General features: G+C 70.6%; 13 protein-coding genes. 4 read left to right on the forward strand and 9 right to left on the reverse strand.

What is annotated here, in order from left to right:
- Nucleotides 1-58 precede the first annotated feature (58 nt).
- The 9 genes from AAHG09_RS28455 to pedF form a co-directional block, all read right to left on the reverse strand.
- The gene (locus AAHG09_RS28455; protein ID WP_342111125.1) at nucleotides 59-343 is read right to left on the reverse strand and encodes a hypothetical protein; all 285 of its coding nucleotides are present in this window, start codon (nucleotides 341-343) and stop codon (nucleotides 59-61) included.
- 58 nt (nucleotides 344-401) lie between these two features.
- A complete protein-coding gene (locus tag AAHG09_RS28460) occupies nucleotides 402-1,343 on the reverse strand; it encodes an HlyD family secretion protein (protein WP_342111127.1) in 942 nt (313 codons plus the stop codon).
- Nucleotides 1,340-1,549, reverse strand: coding sequence for a DUF1656 domain-containing protein (locus AAHG09_RS28465; protein WP_342111129.1), 210 nt, complete (start codon nucleotides 1,547-1,549; stop codon nucleotides 1,340-1,342). Before AAHG09_RS28465 ends, AAHG09_RS28460 begins: the two co-directional genes overlap by 4 nt.
- Nucleotides 1,546-3,579, reverse strand: coding sequence for an FUSC family protein (locus tag AAHG09_RS28470; RefSeq protein ID WP_342111130.1), 2,034 nt, complete (start codon nucleotides 3,577-3,579; stop codon nucleotides 1,546-1,548). The genes AAHG09_RS28465 and AAHG09_RS28470 overlap by 4 nt, the downstream gene beginning before the upstream one ends.
- Complete coding sequence (locus AAHG09_RS28475; RefSeq protein WP_342111134.1) at nucleotides 3,576-4,067, reverse strand: MarR family winged helix-turn-helix transcriptional regulator; 492 nt, start codon at nucleotides 4,065-4,067, stop codon at nucleotides 3,576-3,578. Before AAHG09_RS28475 ends, AAHG09_RS28470 begins: the two co-directional genes overlap by 4 nt.
- A 560-nt stretch (nucleotides 4,068-4,627) precedes the next feature.
- Nucleotides 4,628-5,287 carry a response regulator transcription factor gene (locus tag AAHG09_RS28480; RefSeq protein WP_342111137.1) on the reverse strand — a complete coding sequence of 220 codons (660 nt, stop codon included), beginning with the start codon at nucleotides 5,285-5,287 and terminating at the stop codon, nucleotides 4,628-4,630.
- Between the two features lie 155 nt (nucleotides 5,288-5,442).
- A complete protein-coding gene (locus AAHG09_RS28485) occupies nucleotides 5,443-7,212 on the reverse strand; it encodes a PQQ-dependent methanol/ethanol family dehydrogenase (protein WP_342111139.1) in 1,770 nt (589 codons plus the stop codon).
- A gap of 437 nt (nucleotides 7,213-7,649) precedes the next feature.
- Nucleotides 7,650-8,510 carry a substrate-binding periplasmic protein gene (locus AAHG09_RS28490; protein ID WP_342111142.1) on the reverse strand — a complete coding sequence of 287 codons (861 nt, stop codon included), beginning with the start codon at nucleotides 8,508-8,510 and terminating at the stop codon, nucleotides 7,650-7,652.
- Nucleotides 8,500-8,928: a cytochrome c-550 PedF gene (pedF, locus tag AAHG09_RS28495; RefSeq protein WP_342111145.1), complete on the reverse strand. Its 429-nt coding sequence runs from the start codon at nucleotides 8,926-8,928 to the stop codon at nucleotides 8,500-8,502. The genes AAHG09_RS28490 and pedF overlap by 11 nt, the downstream gene beginning before the upstream one ends.
- Before the next feature lie 512 nt (nucleotides 8,929-9,440).
- Here pedF and AAHG09_RS28500 point away from each other — a divergent pair.
- The 4 genes from AAHG09_RS28500 to AAHG09_RS28515 all read left to right on the forward strand — a co-directional run bounded on the left by AAHG09_RS28500 (nucleotide 9,441) and on the right by AAHG09_RS28515 (nucleotide 14,975).
- Nucleotides 9,441-10,625, forward strand: a complete 1,185-nt coding sequence (locus AAHG09_RS28500; RefSeq protein WP_342111148.1) for an ABC transporter substrate-binding protein — start codon at nucleotides 9,441-9,443, stop codon at nucleotides 10,623-10,625.
- Nucleotides 10,622-11,632 carry a YVTN family beta-propeller repeat protein gene (locus tag AAHG09_RS28505; protein WP_342111150.1) on the forward strand — a complete coding sequence of 337 codons (1,011 nt, stop codon included), beginning with the start codon at nucleotides 10,622-10,624 and terminating at the stop codon, nucleotides 11,630-11,632. The genes AAHG09_RS28500 and AAHG09_RS28505 overlap by 4 nt, the downstream gene beginning before the upstream one ends.
- A 137-nt stretch (nucleotides 11,633-11,769) precedes the next feature.
- Entirely contained in the window at nucleotides 11,770-13,983 is a 2,214-nt protein-coding gene (locus AAHG09_RS28510) for a 4Fe-4S binding protein (protein ID WP_342111152.1), read from the forward strand.
- Nucleotides 13,980-14,975 (forward strand): FAD:protein FMN transferase, encoded by a 996-nt coding sequence (locus AAHG09_RS28515; RefSeq protein ID WP_342111156.1) that lies wholly within the window; start codon nucleotides 13,980-13,982, stop codon nucleotides 14,973-14,975. Before AAHG09_RS28510 ends, AAHG09_RS28515 begins: the two co-directional genes overlap by 4 nt.
- Nucleotides 14,976-15,000: the final 25 nt, after the last annotated feature.

Raw genomic sequence — 15,000 nt, forward strand, 5'->3', positions numbered from 1 at the left:
CCCTCCCCCCTCTGCCGGGGGAGGGAGACGCGGCGCAGTTTCGGACGTGCCGCCCGTTCTACTTCCCGCTCGGCGCCGCGCCGCTGCCGGTGGTGCCGTTGCCCGAGCCGCTGCCGGCCGGCGCGCCAGGGGTGCTGACGGGCGGACCGCCGCTGGTACCGGGCGCGAGGCCGGCCCCGGTCGAGCCGGTATGCTCCATGGCTCCGGAGCCCGTGCCGCCCACGGCACCGGACTTGTTCACGTTGCCCCGGTCGGCCCCGCCCGTATGGGGTGCCTGGGCCAGGGCGGCGCCCGATGTGGCGAGCACGAGGGATGTGGCCAGCGCGAGGATCGTCTTCGACATGGGGGCTCCTGAATCGGCGTTGCGTCGTTCCAGGCCAACCCCAGGCCGGCGGGATTGTTCAGCGGGCGAGCGCCTCGCGCCAGCCCGACCAGGATCGGCGCAGGGCATCCCAGCGGAAAGCCTCCCCGCCCGTCTCCGGTGCGATCGACACGGTGGCGGTGCGGCCGCTGACGAGGCGCGGGTCCGAGACGCCGGGATCGAGGGCGATCCGCACCGGGATGCGCTGGGCGAGGCGCACCCACGAGAAGGTCGGGTTCACGTTGGCGAGCAGGTTCGTCGCGTCGCTGCGGCCGGTCTCGGCGATGCCGCCGGCGATGCTGGCGACGTGGCCCTTGAGCACGCCGGCCTCGCCCATCAGCTGCACGGTCGCCGGGGCGCCGACGCGAATGCGCGGCAGCTTGGTCTCCTCGAAATAACCCTCGATCCGCACCGTGTCGCTGTCGATCAGCGCCATCACGCCGCGGCCGGTGGTGACGTAGGCCCCCGGGCGCAGCTCCATGTTGGCGATCCGACCGTTGACCGCGGCGCGCACCGCCGAGCGCTCCAGGTTAAGCTTGGCGAGGTCGCGGTCGGCCAGGGCCTGCTCGTAGGCCGCCTGCGCCGCCAGATCCGCGGCCTTGGCGGCCTCGACCTTCTGCTGGGAGACCGCCGCGTCGCTGAGCTTGGCATAGCGGGCGTCGTCGGCGGCTGCCTGCTCGGCGGTCGCCTTGCGGCCCGCGACCATCGCCTCCGCCTGACGCAGGCCCAGGCGGAACCGGTCCGGGTCGATGCGGAACAGCACATCGCCGGTCCGGACGACCTGATTGTCCTCCACCAGGACCTCGGTGACGAGGCCCGAGACGTCGGGCGCCACCGCCACCACGTCGGCCCGCACCCGCCCGTCCCGGGTCCAGGGCGCGTCCATGTAGTAGTCCCAGAGCGCCAGCCCGACGACCAGCGCCACCGCCACCATGCCGAGGGTGAGCAGGAGACGGCCGACGAGGGAGAGGAAGGCGGTCACGGCAGGGTCCCCTGTGCGGAGATCACGACGCCGCCGAGCAGGACGACGTAGAGGGCGAGGTCGAAGAGCGGTCGGTGCCAGACGAGGCGGTAGAAGCCGCTCGCCGCGAGCAGGCGGCGCAGAAGTAGGCTCAGCGCGAAGGCGATCGCCATCCAGAGCGCCAGCCCCGGGACGAACACGCCGTAGAGGTCGATCTCGCCCATCATGCCGCCATCTCCCGCGCGTCCGGATGAGGCGCCGCATCCCGGTTGCCGGGCGCCTCGGAAAACAGGCCGCGGCGCACGCCCGTCAGGCCGATCAGCGCGGACCGGCGCTCCGGCGTGTGAGCGGTGCGGGCTACGGCGTCGAGGGCGTCGTCCAGCGCGGCGCGGAGATCGGGACCGTCCCGGCCGCGCAGCCGGCGCGCTGCTTGCAATAGGGCTTCGTCCACGGAGGTGCGCGCCTCTCCGGCGAGGCGCCTGCGGACCCGGCGTACCTCCACGAGGTTGATGCCGACGCGCACGTCGGCCAGGAGGTCGCCCAGGGCGGCGCCCTCCCCTGCCGGGAGCGCGGCGAGACGCGGGGCGATCAGGCCGACGCGGTCGAGCATCAGGGCGGCGAGTTCGAGCCCGTGCCCGGCTCCGCGTCCCTCAGCCGCCGCCGCGAGGCTGCGGCGGTTGATCCGGACCAGGCGACGGGCACTCCACGAGGCCCCGACCGACCGGACCAGCCGGGTCACCACCGCGGCGACCCACATGCCGACCACCGAGGCGAGGACCCCGTTCGCGAAGGGCGCGAATTCGCCGCTGTAGCCGTTCTGCAGCGCCAGCAGAGTCGCGCCGTTGAGCGCCGCGCCCATGCCCATCGCGGCGGTGCGCGGCTGCGTCATCGCCAATCCGCAGAGGATCAGGGCCGGCGCGAGGGCGAGCGCCACCATCTCGAAGGAGGTGGCGAGCGGCAGGATCGCGAACAGGTAGAGGGCCGCCCCGAGGGCGCCGACGAGGGCCGAATTGGTGAAGCCGAGGATCTGCGGGGCCGGATCGTCCTGGGTCGCGAACAGGCAGCAGGCGACCGCCCCCATCATGGGCGCGGCCGATCCGTCCGGCCAGCCCGTGGCGATCCAGATCGCGCAGCAGACCAGAAGGCCGACGAACACGCCGAAGGCCGAGAACGCCGCCAATCCATAATCCCGGTGGCGGATCCGCGTGACCCGCGCCGTGTAGGAGAAGGCGAGCGGCGCCGCCGGCGCCGTCCCGGCCTGGAGATGGCCGCGCAGGACACGCAGATCTTCCCGCAGGTCGATGACGTCGCGCAGGCGCGCGGCGAGGCTCGCCAGCAGGAGGGCCGTCCAGGTCGTGTCGCGATCCAGGGGCGGATCGATCCCGGCGATCCGCTCGCGCAGGCGGTCCGCGTCGTCCGCACTGCCGTCGGACGACAGCCAGAGGGCGAGATCCGACAGGAGCGCGCGGAGCCGGGCCGGCAGCGCACCGGCCTGCTCCAGGGCCGCCACGCGGTCGGACAGGGCCGCGACGATCGGCAGGACCATCAGCATGTGCTGGCGCAGGGGGGCGAAGGCTGCGGCTGCCCGCTCGGCGCCGGTGGCCTCATTGCGCAGGGCGAGGCCGAGGCCGTCGAGGGCCAGGGCGTCCGAGGCGAGGCGCAGGCGGTGGCCGGTCCCGTCGGACCGGGGCGTGCGGGTTGGCTGGAGTGCGGCCAGCGTCCAGGTTCGGGCCTCGGTGAGCCAGCCTTCGAGGCGTGCCACGATGGCCGGGGCCGCCGATTGCGGCAGCACCAACGTCGCCACGAGGCTGGCGCAGACGATGCCCAGCCCGATCTCCTCGGCCCGCGCCACGGCGGTGTCGAAGATCGCGCCGGGATCGTCGACCGCGGGAAAGCCGATCAGCGCCGCGGTGTAGCCAGCCAGCATGGGCAGGTAGCTCGCGGGCGTGCGATCCAGCAGGGCGACGAAGAGGCAGAGCGCGACCCAGAGCGCCACCGCGAGGCTGAGCAGGACCGGCGCGCCGACCAGATTAGGCACCAGCACCACGCTCACGGCGGCGCCGAGCGCCGTGCCGCCGAGGCGGTAGACGGCCTTCGAGCGGGTCGCGCCCGAGAGAACCTGACTGGTTATGTAGACGGTGCCCAGCGCCCAGTAGGGCCGCGGCAGGTCGATCCACAAAGCCAGGTACAGGGCGAGCATCGCCGCCGCGTAGGTTTTCAGGGCGAAGGCCCAGTCACGCCATCCGGGAAGGGTCACGGCGCGGGCTCCAGGGCCTGCGCGGCCTCGGCGGCGCCGCGGTCGTGACGCTGGAGCGCCGCGAAGACCCGCAGGCTCGCTTCGAGATCCGCTTGGCTGATTCCGGCAAAGACCTCCGCCCGGAGGGCCTTGAGGGCCACCTCGACCCGCGCGACCACATCCCGGCCCTGCGGTGTCAGGGCCAGCACCTTGGCGCGGCGGTCGGACGGGTCCTCCCGGCGCACCACGAGGCCGGCCGCCGCGAGCTGGTCGAGCAGCCGGACCAGCGAAGGCCCTTCGATCCCGACCGCCTCCGCGAGGGCGTTCTGCCGCGGCTCGCCGGACAGGCGGCCGATCACCACGAGGGGCAGCGCGACGGCATCGGACAGGCCGTGCGCTTCGGCGATCGTATTGGCCGCCCGGCGCCACTGCCGCCCGGCCGTCTGGAGGGCCTGGGTGTAGGTCTGTCGCAGCCGCTCGAGGGTGTCGGCATCGTCGGTGGACGGCATTCCGCCAGGCCCCTGCCCCGTGAGCCCGGCAACGCCGCCGCGCTAATCTGATAAGATGCTGATAGATAGCATGCTATCGATTTATTGGAGCAGGGCCGGGATCGGTAGCGCTGGGCTGCACCCGGTGCATGTGTCGAGGGTTGGGCGGCGCGCTTCGTCTTCCTTGTGGGCTTCGACGTTCATCGATTGGGAACGAACACCGCGCGTCCGCTCCCCCGCAGGAGCCATTGCATTCACACATCGTGTGCGATGTCTGGCTGCAGGACGAGCCGCGGGTCCCCTCTCCCGTGCGGGAGAGGGACAGGGTGAGGGTCGAGACTTATCCAAAAGAGGCGCGACCTGTCGGCGCGTCAGTGTTGCGCTCGTTCCTGAACCTTCTCGTCCCTCACCCCAACCCTCTCCCGCACGGGAGAGGGGGCCGGTCGCGCTCTGCCGCGAGCCTCGGTGTTCGACCAAGATGTGCGCGTATCGTAGCCCTCAGAGGTTGAGGGAGATGCGGCGCCGCTTGCTGCGTGATCTTTAACGGTGATGCCCGACCCGCAAGATTGGGCGGAGCGCCGTCAGGCCGGATGCGCGTTGTGGATCTGGTCGAAATCGAGGGACGCCGTGTCGATCACGATCTGCGTCCGGCTGATCACCTCCAGCTTGCGCAGGATCTCGGAGACATGCGCCTTCACGGTCGAGTCGCCGACCTGAAGCTCGTGGGCGATCTGCTTGTTGAGCTTGCCCTGGCGGATCATCATCAGGACGCGCAGTTGCTGCGGCGTCAGTCGGGCGAGGCGCTCCGGGAGCGGCGCCTTTCTGGAGCGCGGTGCGGGCGTGCTCGCCTCGGCGAGGCCCGGCGGCAGGAACAGGGCGCCGCTCAGCACCTCGGTGATCGCCCGCGTCAGCGTCGCCTTGTCCATCGCCTTCGGCACGAAACCGGCCGCGCCGTGCTGCAGCGCCTCGCGCACGATGCGCGGATCCTCGTGGCCGGAAACGATCAGGATCGGGATGCGCGGAAAGCTCGCCCGGATCGTGATCAGCCCGTCGAAGCCGGAGGTGCCGCGCATCGACAGGTCGAGGAGCGTCAGGTCGATGTTCCGGTTGGCGGCGAGAACCGCGCAGGCCGCCTCGATCCCGTCGGCCTCGTGCAGCACCGCGTCCGGATGCGCGAGGCGGATCGTGGCCGCCAGGGCGTCCCGGAAAAGCGGGTGGTCATCGACGATCAGGAGATGCACGGACAACGCGGTCCTTCGCTGAGGATCCTCACGGGATCCCTCGAAAACTGATCGAAGCGGCCTTGGGGCGCAAGCGGGTGTTGAGGGAACCGCTCGCACGCCAGGGCCTGGGCGTGCCGGCCCGGGGGACCGGCACGCTTCCGTCGTGAGAGGCTTCAGCGCGACGCCACCGTCTTGGGCAGCTTGAACGCCCAGAAGCTGCCGCCCTGGTTGATGCCGGCGGTGGACTTGGCGACCTCGCCACCCCAGAGCGGCACCGCGCCGCCCCAGCCGGCCGCGACGCCGACCCACTGCTCGCCGTCCTGCTCCCAGGTGATCGGCGAGGAGACCACGCCGGTGCCGACCTGGAACTTCCAGACTTCCTCGCCGGTCTTGGCGTCGAAGGCCTTCAGGAAGCCCTCCGGGGTACCGGTGAAGACGAGGTTGCCCGCGGTGGTGAGCACGCCGGCCCAGAGCGGGGCCTTGTTCTTGTACTCCCACACGACCTTGCCGGAGGCCGGGTCGATCGCCTTGAGCGAGCCGATATGGTCCTCGAAGACCGGCTTGATGGTGAAGCCGGCGCCGAGATAGGCCGCGCCCTTCTTGTAGTTCACCGGCTCGTTCCAGATATCCATGCCCCACTCGTTGGAGGGCACGTAGAACAGCTTGGTGTCGGGGCTGTAGCCGATCGGCATCCAGTTCTTGCCGCCGAGGAAGCTCGGCACCGCGAAGACCGACTTGCCCTTCTTGTCGTCGCCCTGGGCCTTGCTCGGGTCGCCGGGCCGGTTCTCCTCGTTGTAGATCGGGCGGCCGTTCTCATCGATGCCCTTGGCCCAGTTGATCTTCTCCACAAACGGCGTCGCCGAGATGAACTTCCCGTTGGTCCGGTCGAGGACGTAGAAGAAGCCGTTGCGGTCGGCGGTGGCGCCGGCCTTGATAGTCTTGCCGCCCTTGTTCAGGTCGAACGGCACGAATTCGTTGACGCCGTCGAAGTCCCAGCCGTCATGCGGGGTGGTCTGGAAGCCCCAGACGATCTCGCCGTTGTCGGGGTTGAGGGCGAGGCGCGAGGAGGTCCACTTGTTGTCGCCCGGCCGCAGCCAGGAGTTCCACGGGCCCGGGTTGCCGGTGCCGAAATAGATCAGGTTGGTCTCGGGGTCGTAGGTGCCGCCGAGCCACGTGGCGCCGCCGCCGAACTTCCACATGTCGCCCGGCCAGCTCTCGTTGACTTTGCCGGTCATGGTCGAGGGCTTGCCGTTGAGCTCACCCATGTGGCCCTCGATCACGGGGCGCTTCCAAACCACCTCGCCGGTCTCGGCGTCGCGGGCCTCGATGCGGCCGATCACGCCGAACTCGCCGCCGGACACGCCGGTGATGATCTTGCCCTTCACGATGATCGGGGCGGCCGTGTAGCTGTAGCCGGCCTTGAAGTCGTCGATGTCCTTGCGCCAGACGACCTTGCCGGTCTTGGTGTTCAGGGCGACGAGCTTGGCGTCGAGCGTGCCGAAATAGACGTTGTCCTTGTAGAGGGCGGCGCCGCGGTTCACCACGTCGCAGCAGGGCAGGATGCCCTCCGGCAGGCGGGCATCGTATTCCCACTTCTTCTCACCGGTGCGGGAATCGATCGCGTACATGCGCGAATACGAGCCCGTGACGTAGATGATGCCGTCCTTGACCAGCGCCTGGCTCTCCTGGCCACGCTGCTTCTCGCCGCCGAACGAGAAGGACCACGCCGGGACGAGGCTCTTGATGTTGTCGCGGTTGAGGGTCTTCAGCGGGCTGAACCGCTGGGCCTGGGGCCCGAGCCCGTAGGTGACGACGTCGCCCGGCGTCTTGGCGTCGTTGATGATGTCCTGCTCGGTGACGCCCTGGGCCATGGCCGGCAGGGCGCCGCCCGCCACGAGGGCGGCGACGCCCACCGCGGCGAGGAACCGGGTCCGCATTCTCATGACGTGTCCTCCGTGTAGGGCCCCGGTCCGTATGGCCGGGGCATCCGGGTTTCGGCGCGGACCGCATCAGTCGCGGGGCGCCCCCTTGGGAACCGAGGCTATCCGGGTTCTCAGGAAAGTCTTATTGGCCATTGGTCGAATAGCTTGACACTTTGCTCGGCCAGAAAAACTGTATTCGATGGAGTGCACAGGACCATGGGTCCCCTTCGAGGCATGGGCCGATGGTTTGCGCAGCATCAGGGCCGGGGCAAGTTCTCGGGGAGCTTCGAATCTCCCGAACTCGCCCTCATCCTGAGGTGCCGGAGCGCAGCGTAGGCCTCGAAGGAGGGCTCCAGACATCGCTGCGGTATCTGGAGGTCTCCTTCGAGGCTGCTGCGCAGCACCTCAGGATGAGGTTGCGTGTTGGAGAAACGCTGCCGATCCCTGGTAGATGACGCTCAATATCCCTTCGGCGGCGTGTAGGTGACGCCGTAGGTCTCGCAGATGGCCTTGAGCCGGCCATCCTTGTTCAGCGCCGTCACCGCATCCGCCACCGCGTAGGCGAGGTCGCGCGAGTCGGTCTTGACCGCGCCGCCGATCTCCCAGCGCGTCTTGACCAGCCCGGACGACGGCACCGTGGCGATCGGGTTGTCGTCCTTGGGCGCCTTGGCGGCGAACAGGGCGGCCTCGATCGCCGCGCGGGTGCCGGCCAGGATCGGCGCCTCGCCCGCCAGATAGGCCTTCGCGGCCTCCTCGAAGCTCTTGTAGTGCTTCAGGTTTCCGCGGAACCGGCCGCCCTGCGCGGTCAGCAGCGTCAGGTCCGCCGCGCTGGTTCCTTCCAGCGCCACGGTCTTGTCGCCGATATCGTCGAGCTTATCGAACCCGTCGAGGTCGCCCTTGCGGTACGCGAAGGCGATCTCCTGCTCGAAATACGGGGCGGTGAAGAACACCTGATCGTTGCGCAAAGCCAGCTGCCGGTCGGTCGGCACGTGCAGCATCAGGTCGGCGAGCGGCGAGCCGGCGAGGTCCCCCTTCCACAGGTTGAGGCGCAGGTCGCCGTCGACGTTCTCGCCGGCATCGACCACGCGCAGGTCGAGCTTGACCTTGAGCGTCTCGGCGATCGCCTGGGCGAGGTCGGCGTCGATGCCCTGGGCCTTGCCGTTCACCGCGTCCGAGAACGGCGCGTTGTCGCCGTAGACCGCGACCCGCAGGGTGCCGTCGGCCACGACCTGATCGAGCGGCCGCGCCCAGGCCTCCGGTTGAAACCCGAGCGCCAGCAGCAGGCCGCAGGCGAGCGCGAGGCGGGCCCTACTCCTCATGCTTCGACTCGATGTAGCTGCGGATCGCCCACAGGCCCTCCTGGGAGATCACACCGTCGAAGGCCGGCATCTTGGTCACCCCGTTGATGACGGCGCCGTGCTTCATGCGCTCGACGAAGTATTCGTCGCCCTCCTTGCCCTGCGGCAGGTAGCGCAGATCCGGGGCGAGGCCGCCGGAGATCATCTCCAGGCCGTGGCAGCGGGCGCAGTTCTGGTTGAAGCCGGAGGCGCCGATCGAGATGGCGTGGGCGTCGCCCTTGTAGGGGTTCTCGGCGAGCCATTCGGTGCCGAGCGGCTTCAAGCCGTCGGTCTTCACCGGCTGGGGCTGCACGTCGCCGTGGCCGAGGGCACCGCTCGCCGCCAGGACGAGGCACAGGGCCATCAGTCCGCCGCCCGTCGCGGTCTTCGTAAAGCGCATCACCCGCCTCCCATGATCGTTGGATGACGGTTAGCAAGTACCGGGCGCCGGACCCATTATGCTTTGGTACGGAGTACCGGCTTATCATCCTCTGATGATTTGTGTTGCATTGCACAAACACTGGTGTTTGCACCTTGGTCCAATATCGGCCCGCTCCTCTCCGCTCCTAAGACTCTTGGTAACGAAGACGATTGGGGCCAACGGACGACGCAGGTTTGAGGCACGCGGTTGGTGACAGGGCGCGACGGGCCCCCTCTCCCGTGCGGGAGAGGGAAGGGGTGAGGGAGGAGAAGTCTCCGGATTGGGTGCGCCGTCGAGGCGCATCGAGGCACAGACCTCTCCGGACAGTTCTCGACCCTCACCCTGTCCCTCTCCCGCACGGGAGAGGGGGCCCGCGCCCCTTCGAGCTGACGAGCGAGCCTGCCAAGATCTCAAACCTGCGTAGCCCGTAGTCGAGGCGGAGGAGACGAGCGGGTATGGTGCTCCCCGGGGTGCGGCGGAGGGACGTGATCATGCGGCGCCCGCGCGCCGGCCTGCTTCCGGCTGTCCTGCTGCTCCTGGCCTCCTGCCTCCCCGCCGCGGCCGGGCCGCCCCTGACGATCCAGTATCTCGAGCGGCGGGTCGAGCGTCCGGTGCCGCTGAACAACGAGGATCCGATCCCCGACGACGAGGGCGCCAAGGGTGCCGAGCTCGGGCTGAAGGATTCGAACGCCACCGGCCGCTTCCTCGGGTTGTCGTTCGATCTGGACACCCGGATCGTCCAGCCCGGCGCGGATATCCGCGCGGCGTTCCGGGAGATCGCGGATCCGCGCTTCGTGGTCCTCAACGCCCCGGCCGAGGACGTGCTCGCGCTCGCCGACCTCCCGGAGGCGCGGGACAGCGTGCTCCTCAACATCGGCGCCCCCGACACGCGGCTGCGCGATGCGGATTGCCGCAGGAACCTGCTCCACGTCCTGCCCTCCCGCGCCATGCTGGCCGACGCGCTGGTGCAATTCCTGGCCTTCAAGCGCTGGTCGCGGATCCTGCTGGTGGCCGGTCCGGCCCCCGGGGACGCCTTCTACGCCGAGGCCCTGCGGCGCAGCGCGAAGAAATTCGGCGCCCGGATCGTGGCGGAATCGAACTACGACCCGAAGGGCGGCGATGTGCGCGACACGGCGTTGCGCGAGTTCGCCCTGCCGACCCGCGGCCCGGAGCACGATGTCGTCGCGGTCGCCGACGAGGCGGGGGAGTTCGGCGCGAGCCTGAACTACAACACCGCCGCGCCGCGGCCGCTGGTCGGCACCCAGGGCCTGTCGCCCGCCGCCTGGGGCCGGCCCGTGGAGGCGTGGGCGGCGGTGCAGCTCCAGGGCCGCTTCCGGAAGCTCGCGGGCCGGGCGATGCGGCCGATCGACTGGGCGGGCTGGATGGCGGTCCACGCGGTCGGCGAGGCGGCCGTGAAGGTGCGCAGCACCGATCCCAAGACCGTCCGCGCCGCGCTGACGGCGCCGACTTTCGAGATCGGCGGTTTCAAGGGCCGGCCCCTGAGCTTCCGCACCTGGAACGGGCAGCTGCGCCAGCCGGTGTTCCTGATCTGGCCGGGGGCCGTGACCGCGACGGCACCGATCGAGGGCTTCCTCCACCACCGCACGGAGCTCGACACCCTCGGCCTCGACGAGCCCGAGAGTGTCTGCCGTGCCTTCACGGGACGCGCAGGATGAACCGCTTCGTCCCCCTCGCCTTCGCGCTGCTGGCGGTTTCCACGCCGGCCCGATCGGAGGAAATCTTCGTCACCAACGAGCGCGACAACACCGTCTCGGTGATCGACGGCGAGAGCTTGGCGGTGCTGCGCACCTTCCCCGTCGGCCGGCGGCCCCGGGGCGTCACCTTCGCGAAGGACGGCAAGACCCTCTACGTCTGCGCCAGCGATTCCGACGCCGTGCAGGTGATCGATCCGGATACCGGACAGGTCCGGCACGACCTCCCCTCCGGCGAGGACCCGGAGCAGTTCGCCCTGGCCCCCGACGGCCGCACCCTGTTCATCGCCAACGAGGAGAACGCCACCACCACGGTGGTCGACGCGCAGACCCGTAAGGTCCTGGCGCAGATCGATGTCGGCATCGAGCCGGAGGGCATGGCGGTGAGCCCGGATGGGCGCCTCGCTGTGACGACCTCCGAGACCACCAACATGGTCCACTGGATCGACACGAAGACGCTTCAGGCCGTGGACGCGACGCCGGTCGGCCAGCGTCCGCGCTTCGCGGCCTTCTCGGCGGACGGCACGAAACTCTGGGCTTCGTCGGAGATCGGCGGTACCGTCTCGGTGATCGATGTCGCGAGCCGCACGGTGATCGAGACCATCGATTTCGCCGTGAAGGGGATCGCCGCGGACCGGATCCAGCCAGTGGGGATCCAGTTCGCGAAGGACGGGCGCCACGCCTTCGTGGCCCTGGGGCCCTCCGATCGGGTGGCGGTGGTGGATACCGCGACCTACCGGGTCGAAAGCTACATCCTGGTCGGCCGGCGGGTCTGGCAGCTCGCGCTGAACGCGGCGGGCACGCGCCTCTTCACCACCAACGGCGTCTCGGGCGACGTGACGGTGATCGACGCCGAATCGTTCAAGCCGATCCGGACCGTGAAGGTCGGCCGCTTCCCCTGGGGCGCCGCGGCCCGGCCGATGGCGGACGCCAAGGCCCCGGACGGCCGCGCCGCCGGCGCGACGCCGTGATTTTTTCCAAGTTGGCTTCCGCTGCACGACCACCCTCCCCCCTCTGCGGGGGAGGGTGGCCCCTGCATCAGCAGGGGTCGGGTCGGGACGAAGTCCCGCAAGGGGGGAACCCGGGTTCAGACAAGGCCGCGACCGGCATGAAGGCCGCCGCCCCATTCTGCACCGCCGCTCCCCTCACCCGAGCCCCTTCGGGGGCCACCCTCCCCCGCAGAGGGGGGAGGGAGAACGCGCGTCGGGTTCGCCGCCCAAGCTCAAACCTTCTTGCCTGCCTCACCTTCCTCCTCGCCCTCCTCCTCCAGATCCTCCCCGCCCAGGCGGGCCAGCTCGATCGCGCGGCCCTCGAACGATACTTCCCCCCGCCCCTCGTGGTCGGCGAGAAGGATGCCACGCTGCCGATCTGGCCGATCCTGAAGCAGCAGGCCGGGTCCTACGAGGTCTTCGCCTACGCCTTCGAGTCGGTCGATCTCGCCCCGATCCCCGGATTCGGCGGCACGCCGCCGGACCTTCTGGTGGCGCTCGCCCCGGACGGCACCTTCCGCGACGTGAAGGTGATCAGCCAGCATGAGCCGGTCTTCCTCGAAGGGCTCGGGCCGGAGCCGCTCTTCGCCTTCGTCGAGCAATATGCCGGCCTCTCGGCCCGGCAGGCGATCCGGGTCGGGCGGCCGAACGCCCGGGCGGGGGGCGCCGTGCCGCAGACGACGGTCGACGGCATTTCCATGGCCACCGCCTCGACCCGGGTGATCAACCAGTCGATCCTGGCCTCGGCGCTCGCCGTGGCGCGCGGCAAGCTCGGATTCGGGGCGACCAATCTCGGCCTGAAGGTCGAGGCGAAGCCCGATCTCTACGAGCCGCTGACCCTTGCGGATCTCATGGCCCGCGGCTGGGTCAAGCGCCTCACGGTCACGAATGAAGCCGCCGCCGCGGCCTTCAAGGGCACAGGGGTCGCGGACCAGGGCGACGGCCCGCCCGACGCCGTCCTGACCGACCTGTACGTCGCCTATCTCAACGCCCCGTCGATCGGCCGCAATCTGCTCGGGCAAACCCGGTTCGACGCGCTGATGCGCGAACTCGGCCCCGGCAACCACGCCGTGATGGTGGTGAGTGCCGGCCCGCCGGATGCCCCGGAAAACCCGCTCGGCGAACGGTTCGTGTTCGGCGCGGTCCCCGACCGGCTCGCGATCGGCCAGGGCGGGCTGATCGTGACGGCCCGCGACATGGCGGTGGAACGCCGCGATGCCGGCTTCGCGGAGGGGGTGCCGGAGGGCCCCTGGACGATCCTGCGGATCGATCAGGCCGCGGGCTTCGACCCCTCTGCGCCCTGGGTCCTGACCGAGACGATCGTGCGCGAGCGTGGTCAGATCCTGTCGGAAAAGATCCTCCGGACCTTTACGGCCGAGACCAAACTGCCGGCCGACCTGTTCACCCGGGTCAAGCCCGACGAGGGGCCGAGCTGGACCGATCCCTGGCGGGCCCGGGCCCCGGCGCTCGGGCTGATCGGGCTCATGCTGGCGGTGCTGGTGCCGATCCTGGCGCGCCAGCGCGGGCTGGTGGCCGATGCGCGCCGGTTCACGATCTTTCGGCTCGGCTTCCTGGCGCTGACCCTGGGCTTCATCGGCTGGTTCGCGCAGGCGCAGCTCTCGATCGTCACCCTGGTCGGCCTCGTGCGCGCCGCCACGACGACCCACGACCTCGCCTTCCTGCTCTACGATCCGCCCTCGCTGGTGCTCTGGGCCTTCGCGCTCGGCGCCCTCGTGGTCTGGGGGCGCGGGACCTTCTGCGGCTGGCTGTGTCCGTTCGGGGCGCTCCAGGAATTCGTGGCGCTGCTGGCACGTCCCCTGCGCATCCGGCAGGTCGCGGTCCCGCCCCGCCTCGACCGGGCGCTGCGCCAGGCGAAATATGTCGTGCTCGCCGGCATCCTCGGAGCCGCGGCCGTCGGATCGCCGCTCGCCGACAGCTTCAGCGAGATCGAGCCGTTCAAGACCGCCATCACCCTGACCTTCGTGCGCTCCTGGCCGTTCGTCGCCTACGCGGTCGGCCTGCTGGTGCTCAACCTCTTCGTCTACAAGGGGTTCTGCCGCTACCTGTGCCCGCTTGGCGCCAGCCTCGCCCTCCTCGGCCGGGTGCGGATGCTCGACTGGATCCCGCGCCGGGCCGAGTGCGGCTCGCCCTGCCAGCTCTGCAAGGTCCGCTGCCGTTACGGCGCGATCGAGCCGAGCGGCCGGATCGATTATCCCGAGTGCTTCCAATGCATGGACTGCGTGACCATCATCCACGATCCGGGGCAGTGCGTGCCGCAGGTGGTGGCGCGCAAGCGCGGGCGGCGGGTCGTGCCGCAGCGGGCAGCCGCATGAGCCCTATCGAACATCCCCGTCCCGCCCGGCGCCGCGTCCTCGTGGCCGCCGCGGGTCTCGCCGGCGCGGCCGGGCTCGGCGGCCTGGCGGCGTTCCGGGCCGCCGCCGCCTCGCGCGGTCTGATGCTGCGCACCCGCGCGGGCCTCGCCTTCGGCACGACCGTGGCGCTGACGGCTGCGGGCGCGGATGCCGCCCGGATCGAAGCCGCGCTGACGGACGGGTTCGCGGCGATGCGCGCCATCGAGGCGGCCGCCAGCCTGTTCCGCCCCGACAGCGCCCTGTCCCGCCTCAACCGCGACGGGTCCCTCGATCGCCCCGACCCGCACCTCGTCGTGCTGCTGCGCTTCGCCCTCACCCGCGCCGCGGAAACCGCGGGCGCGTTCGATCCCACGGTGCAGCCGCTCTGGCCGGTCTGGGCGGATGCGGCGGCCCGGGGCGCGCGGCCCGAGCCCGTGGCCCTCCGGGACGTCCTCGGACGGATCGGCTGGCGCCGGGTGCGCCTCGAACCGGATCGCGTCGTGCTGGAGCCCGGCACCGCACTGACCCTCAACGCGCTGATCCAGGGCTACGCCGCCGATTGCGTGATGGCCGCGTTCCGGGCGCACGGCATCGATGACGCCTTCGTGGATACCGGGGAGTTCGGGGCCGCCGGCGCGCATCCCGACGGCACGCCCTGGCGCCTCGGCCTCGCCGATCCGCGCGACCCGGCCGCCCTCACCGCCGTGATCGCCCCGTTCACGGGCTTCGCGGCGACGTCCGGCGACTACAACATGCACTTCTCGAACGACCGGGCCGACCACCACATCTTCGATCCGGCGACGGGCTATTCCCCCGGTGTCCTCTCCGCGGTGACCGTCACGGCGCCGACCGGCCTCCTCGCCGACGGCCTGTCCACCGCCTGCATGGTGCTCGGGCGGGACCGGGGCGCGCAGCTGGTCGCCGGCCATGCGGGCTGCGCGGTGCGGTTCACCGACAAGCCCCGGCCGGCCTGATCGGCCCGGCGCCCGGGCGGGGCCC

Source organism: Methylobacterium guangdongense, assembly GCF_038442355.1.
In the GTDB taxonomy this organism is placed as follows: Bacteria; Pseudomonadota; Alphaproteobacteria; order Rhizobiales; family Beijerinckiaceae; genus Methylobacterium; species Methylobacterium guangdongense.

Bases quoted from the DNA above. Each gene is read 5' to 3' on its own strand.
- AAHG09_RS28455 (WP_342111125.1), bottom strand. From the start codon at position 343: ATGTCGAAGACGATCCTCGCGCTGGCCACATCCCTCGTGCTCGCCACA.
- AAHG09_RS28485 (WP_342111139.1), bottom strand. From the start codon at position 7,212: ATGAGAATGCGGACCCGGTTCCTCGCCGCGGTGGGCGTCGCCGCCCTC.
- AAHG09_RS28490 (WP_342111142.1), bottom strand. From the start codon at position 8,510: ATGAGGAGTAGGGCCCGCCTCGCGCTCGCCTGCGGCCTGCTGCTGGCG.
- AAHG09_RS28500 (WP_342111148.1), top strand. From the start codon at position 9,441: ATGCGGCGCCCGCGCGCCGGCCTGCTTCCGGCTGTCCTGCTGCTCCTG.
- AAHG09_RS28475 (WP_342111134.1), bottom strand. From the start codon at position 4,067: ATGCCGTCCACCGACGATGCCGACACCCTCGAGCGGCTGCGACAGACC.
- pedF (WP_342111145.1), bottom strand. From the start codon at position 8,928: ATGCGCTTTACGAAGACCGCGACGGGCGGCGGACTGATGGCCCTGTGC.
- AAHG09_RS28515 (WP_342111156.1), top strand. From the start codon at position 13,980: ATGAGCCCTATCGAACATCCCCGTCCCGCCCGGCGCCGCGTCCTCGTG.
- AAHG09_RS28510 (WP_342111152.1), top strand. From the start codon at position 11,770: ATGAAGGCCGCCGCCCCATTCTGCACCGCCGCTCCCCTCACCCGAGCC.
- AAHG09_RS28465 (WP_342111129.1), bottom strand. From the start codon at position 1,549: ATGATGGGCGAGATCGACCTCTACGGCGTGTTCGTCCCGGGGCTGGCG.
- AAHG09_RS28505 (WP_342111150.1), top strand. From the start codon at position 10,622: ATGAACCGCTTCGTCCCCCTCGCCTTCGCGCTGCTGGCGGTTTCCACG.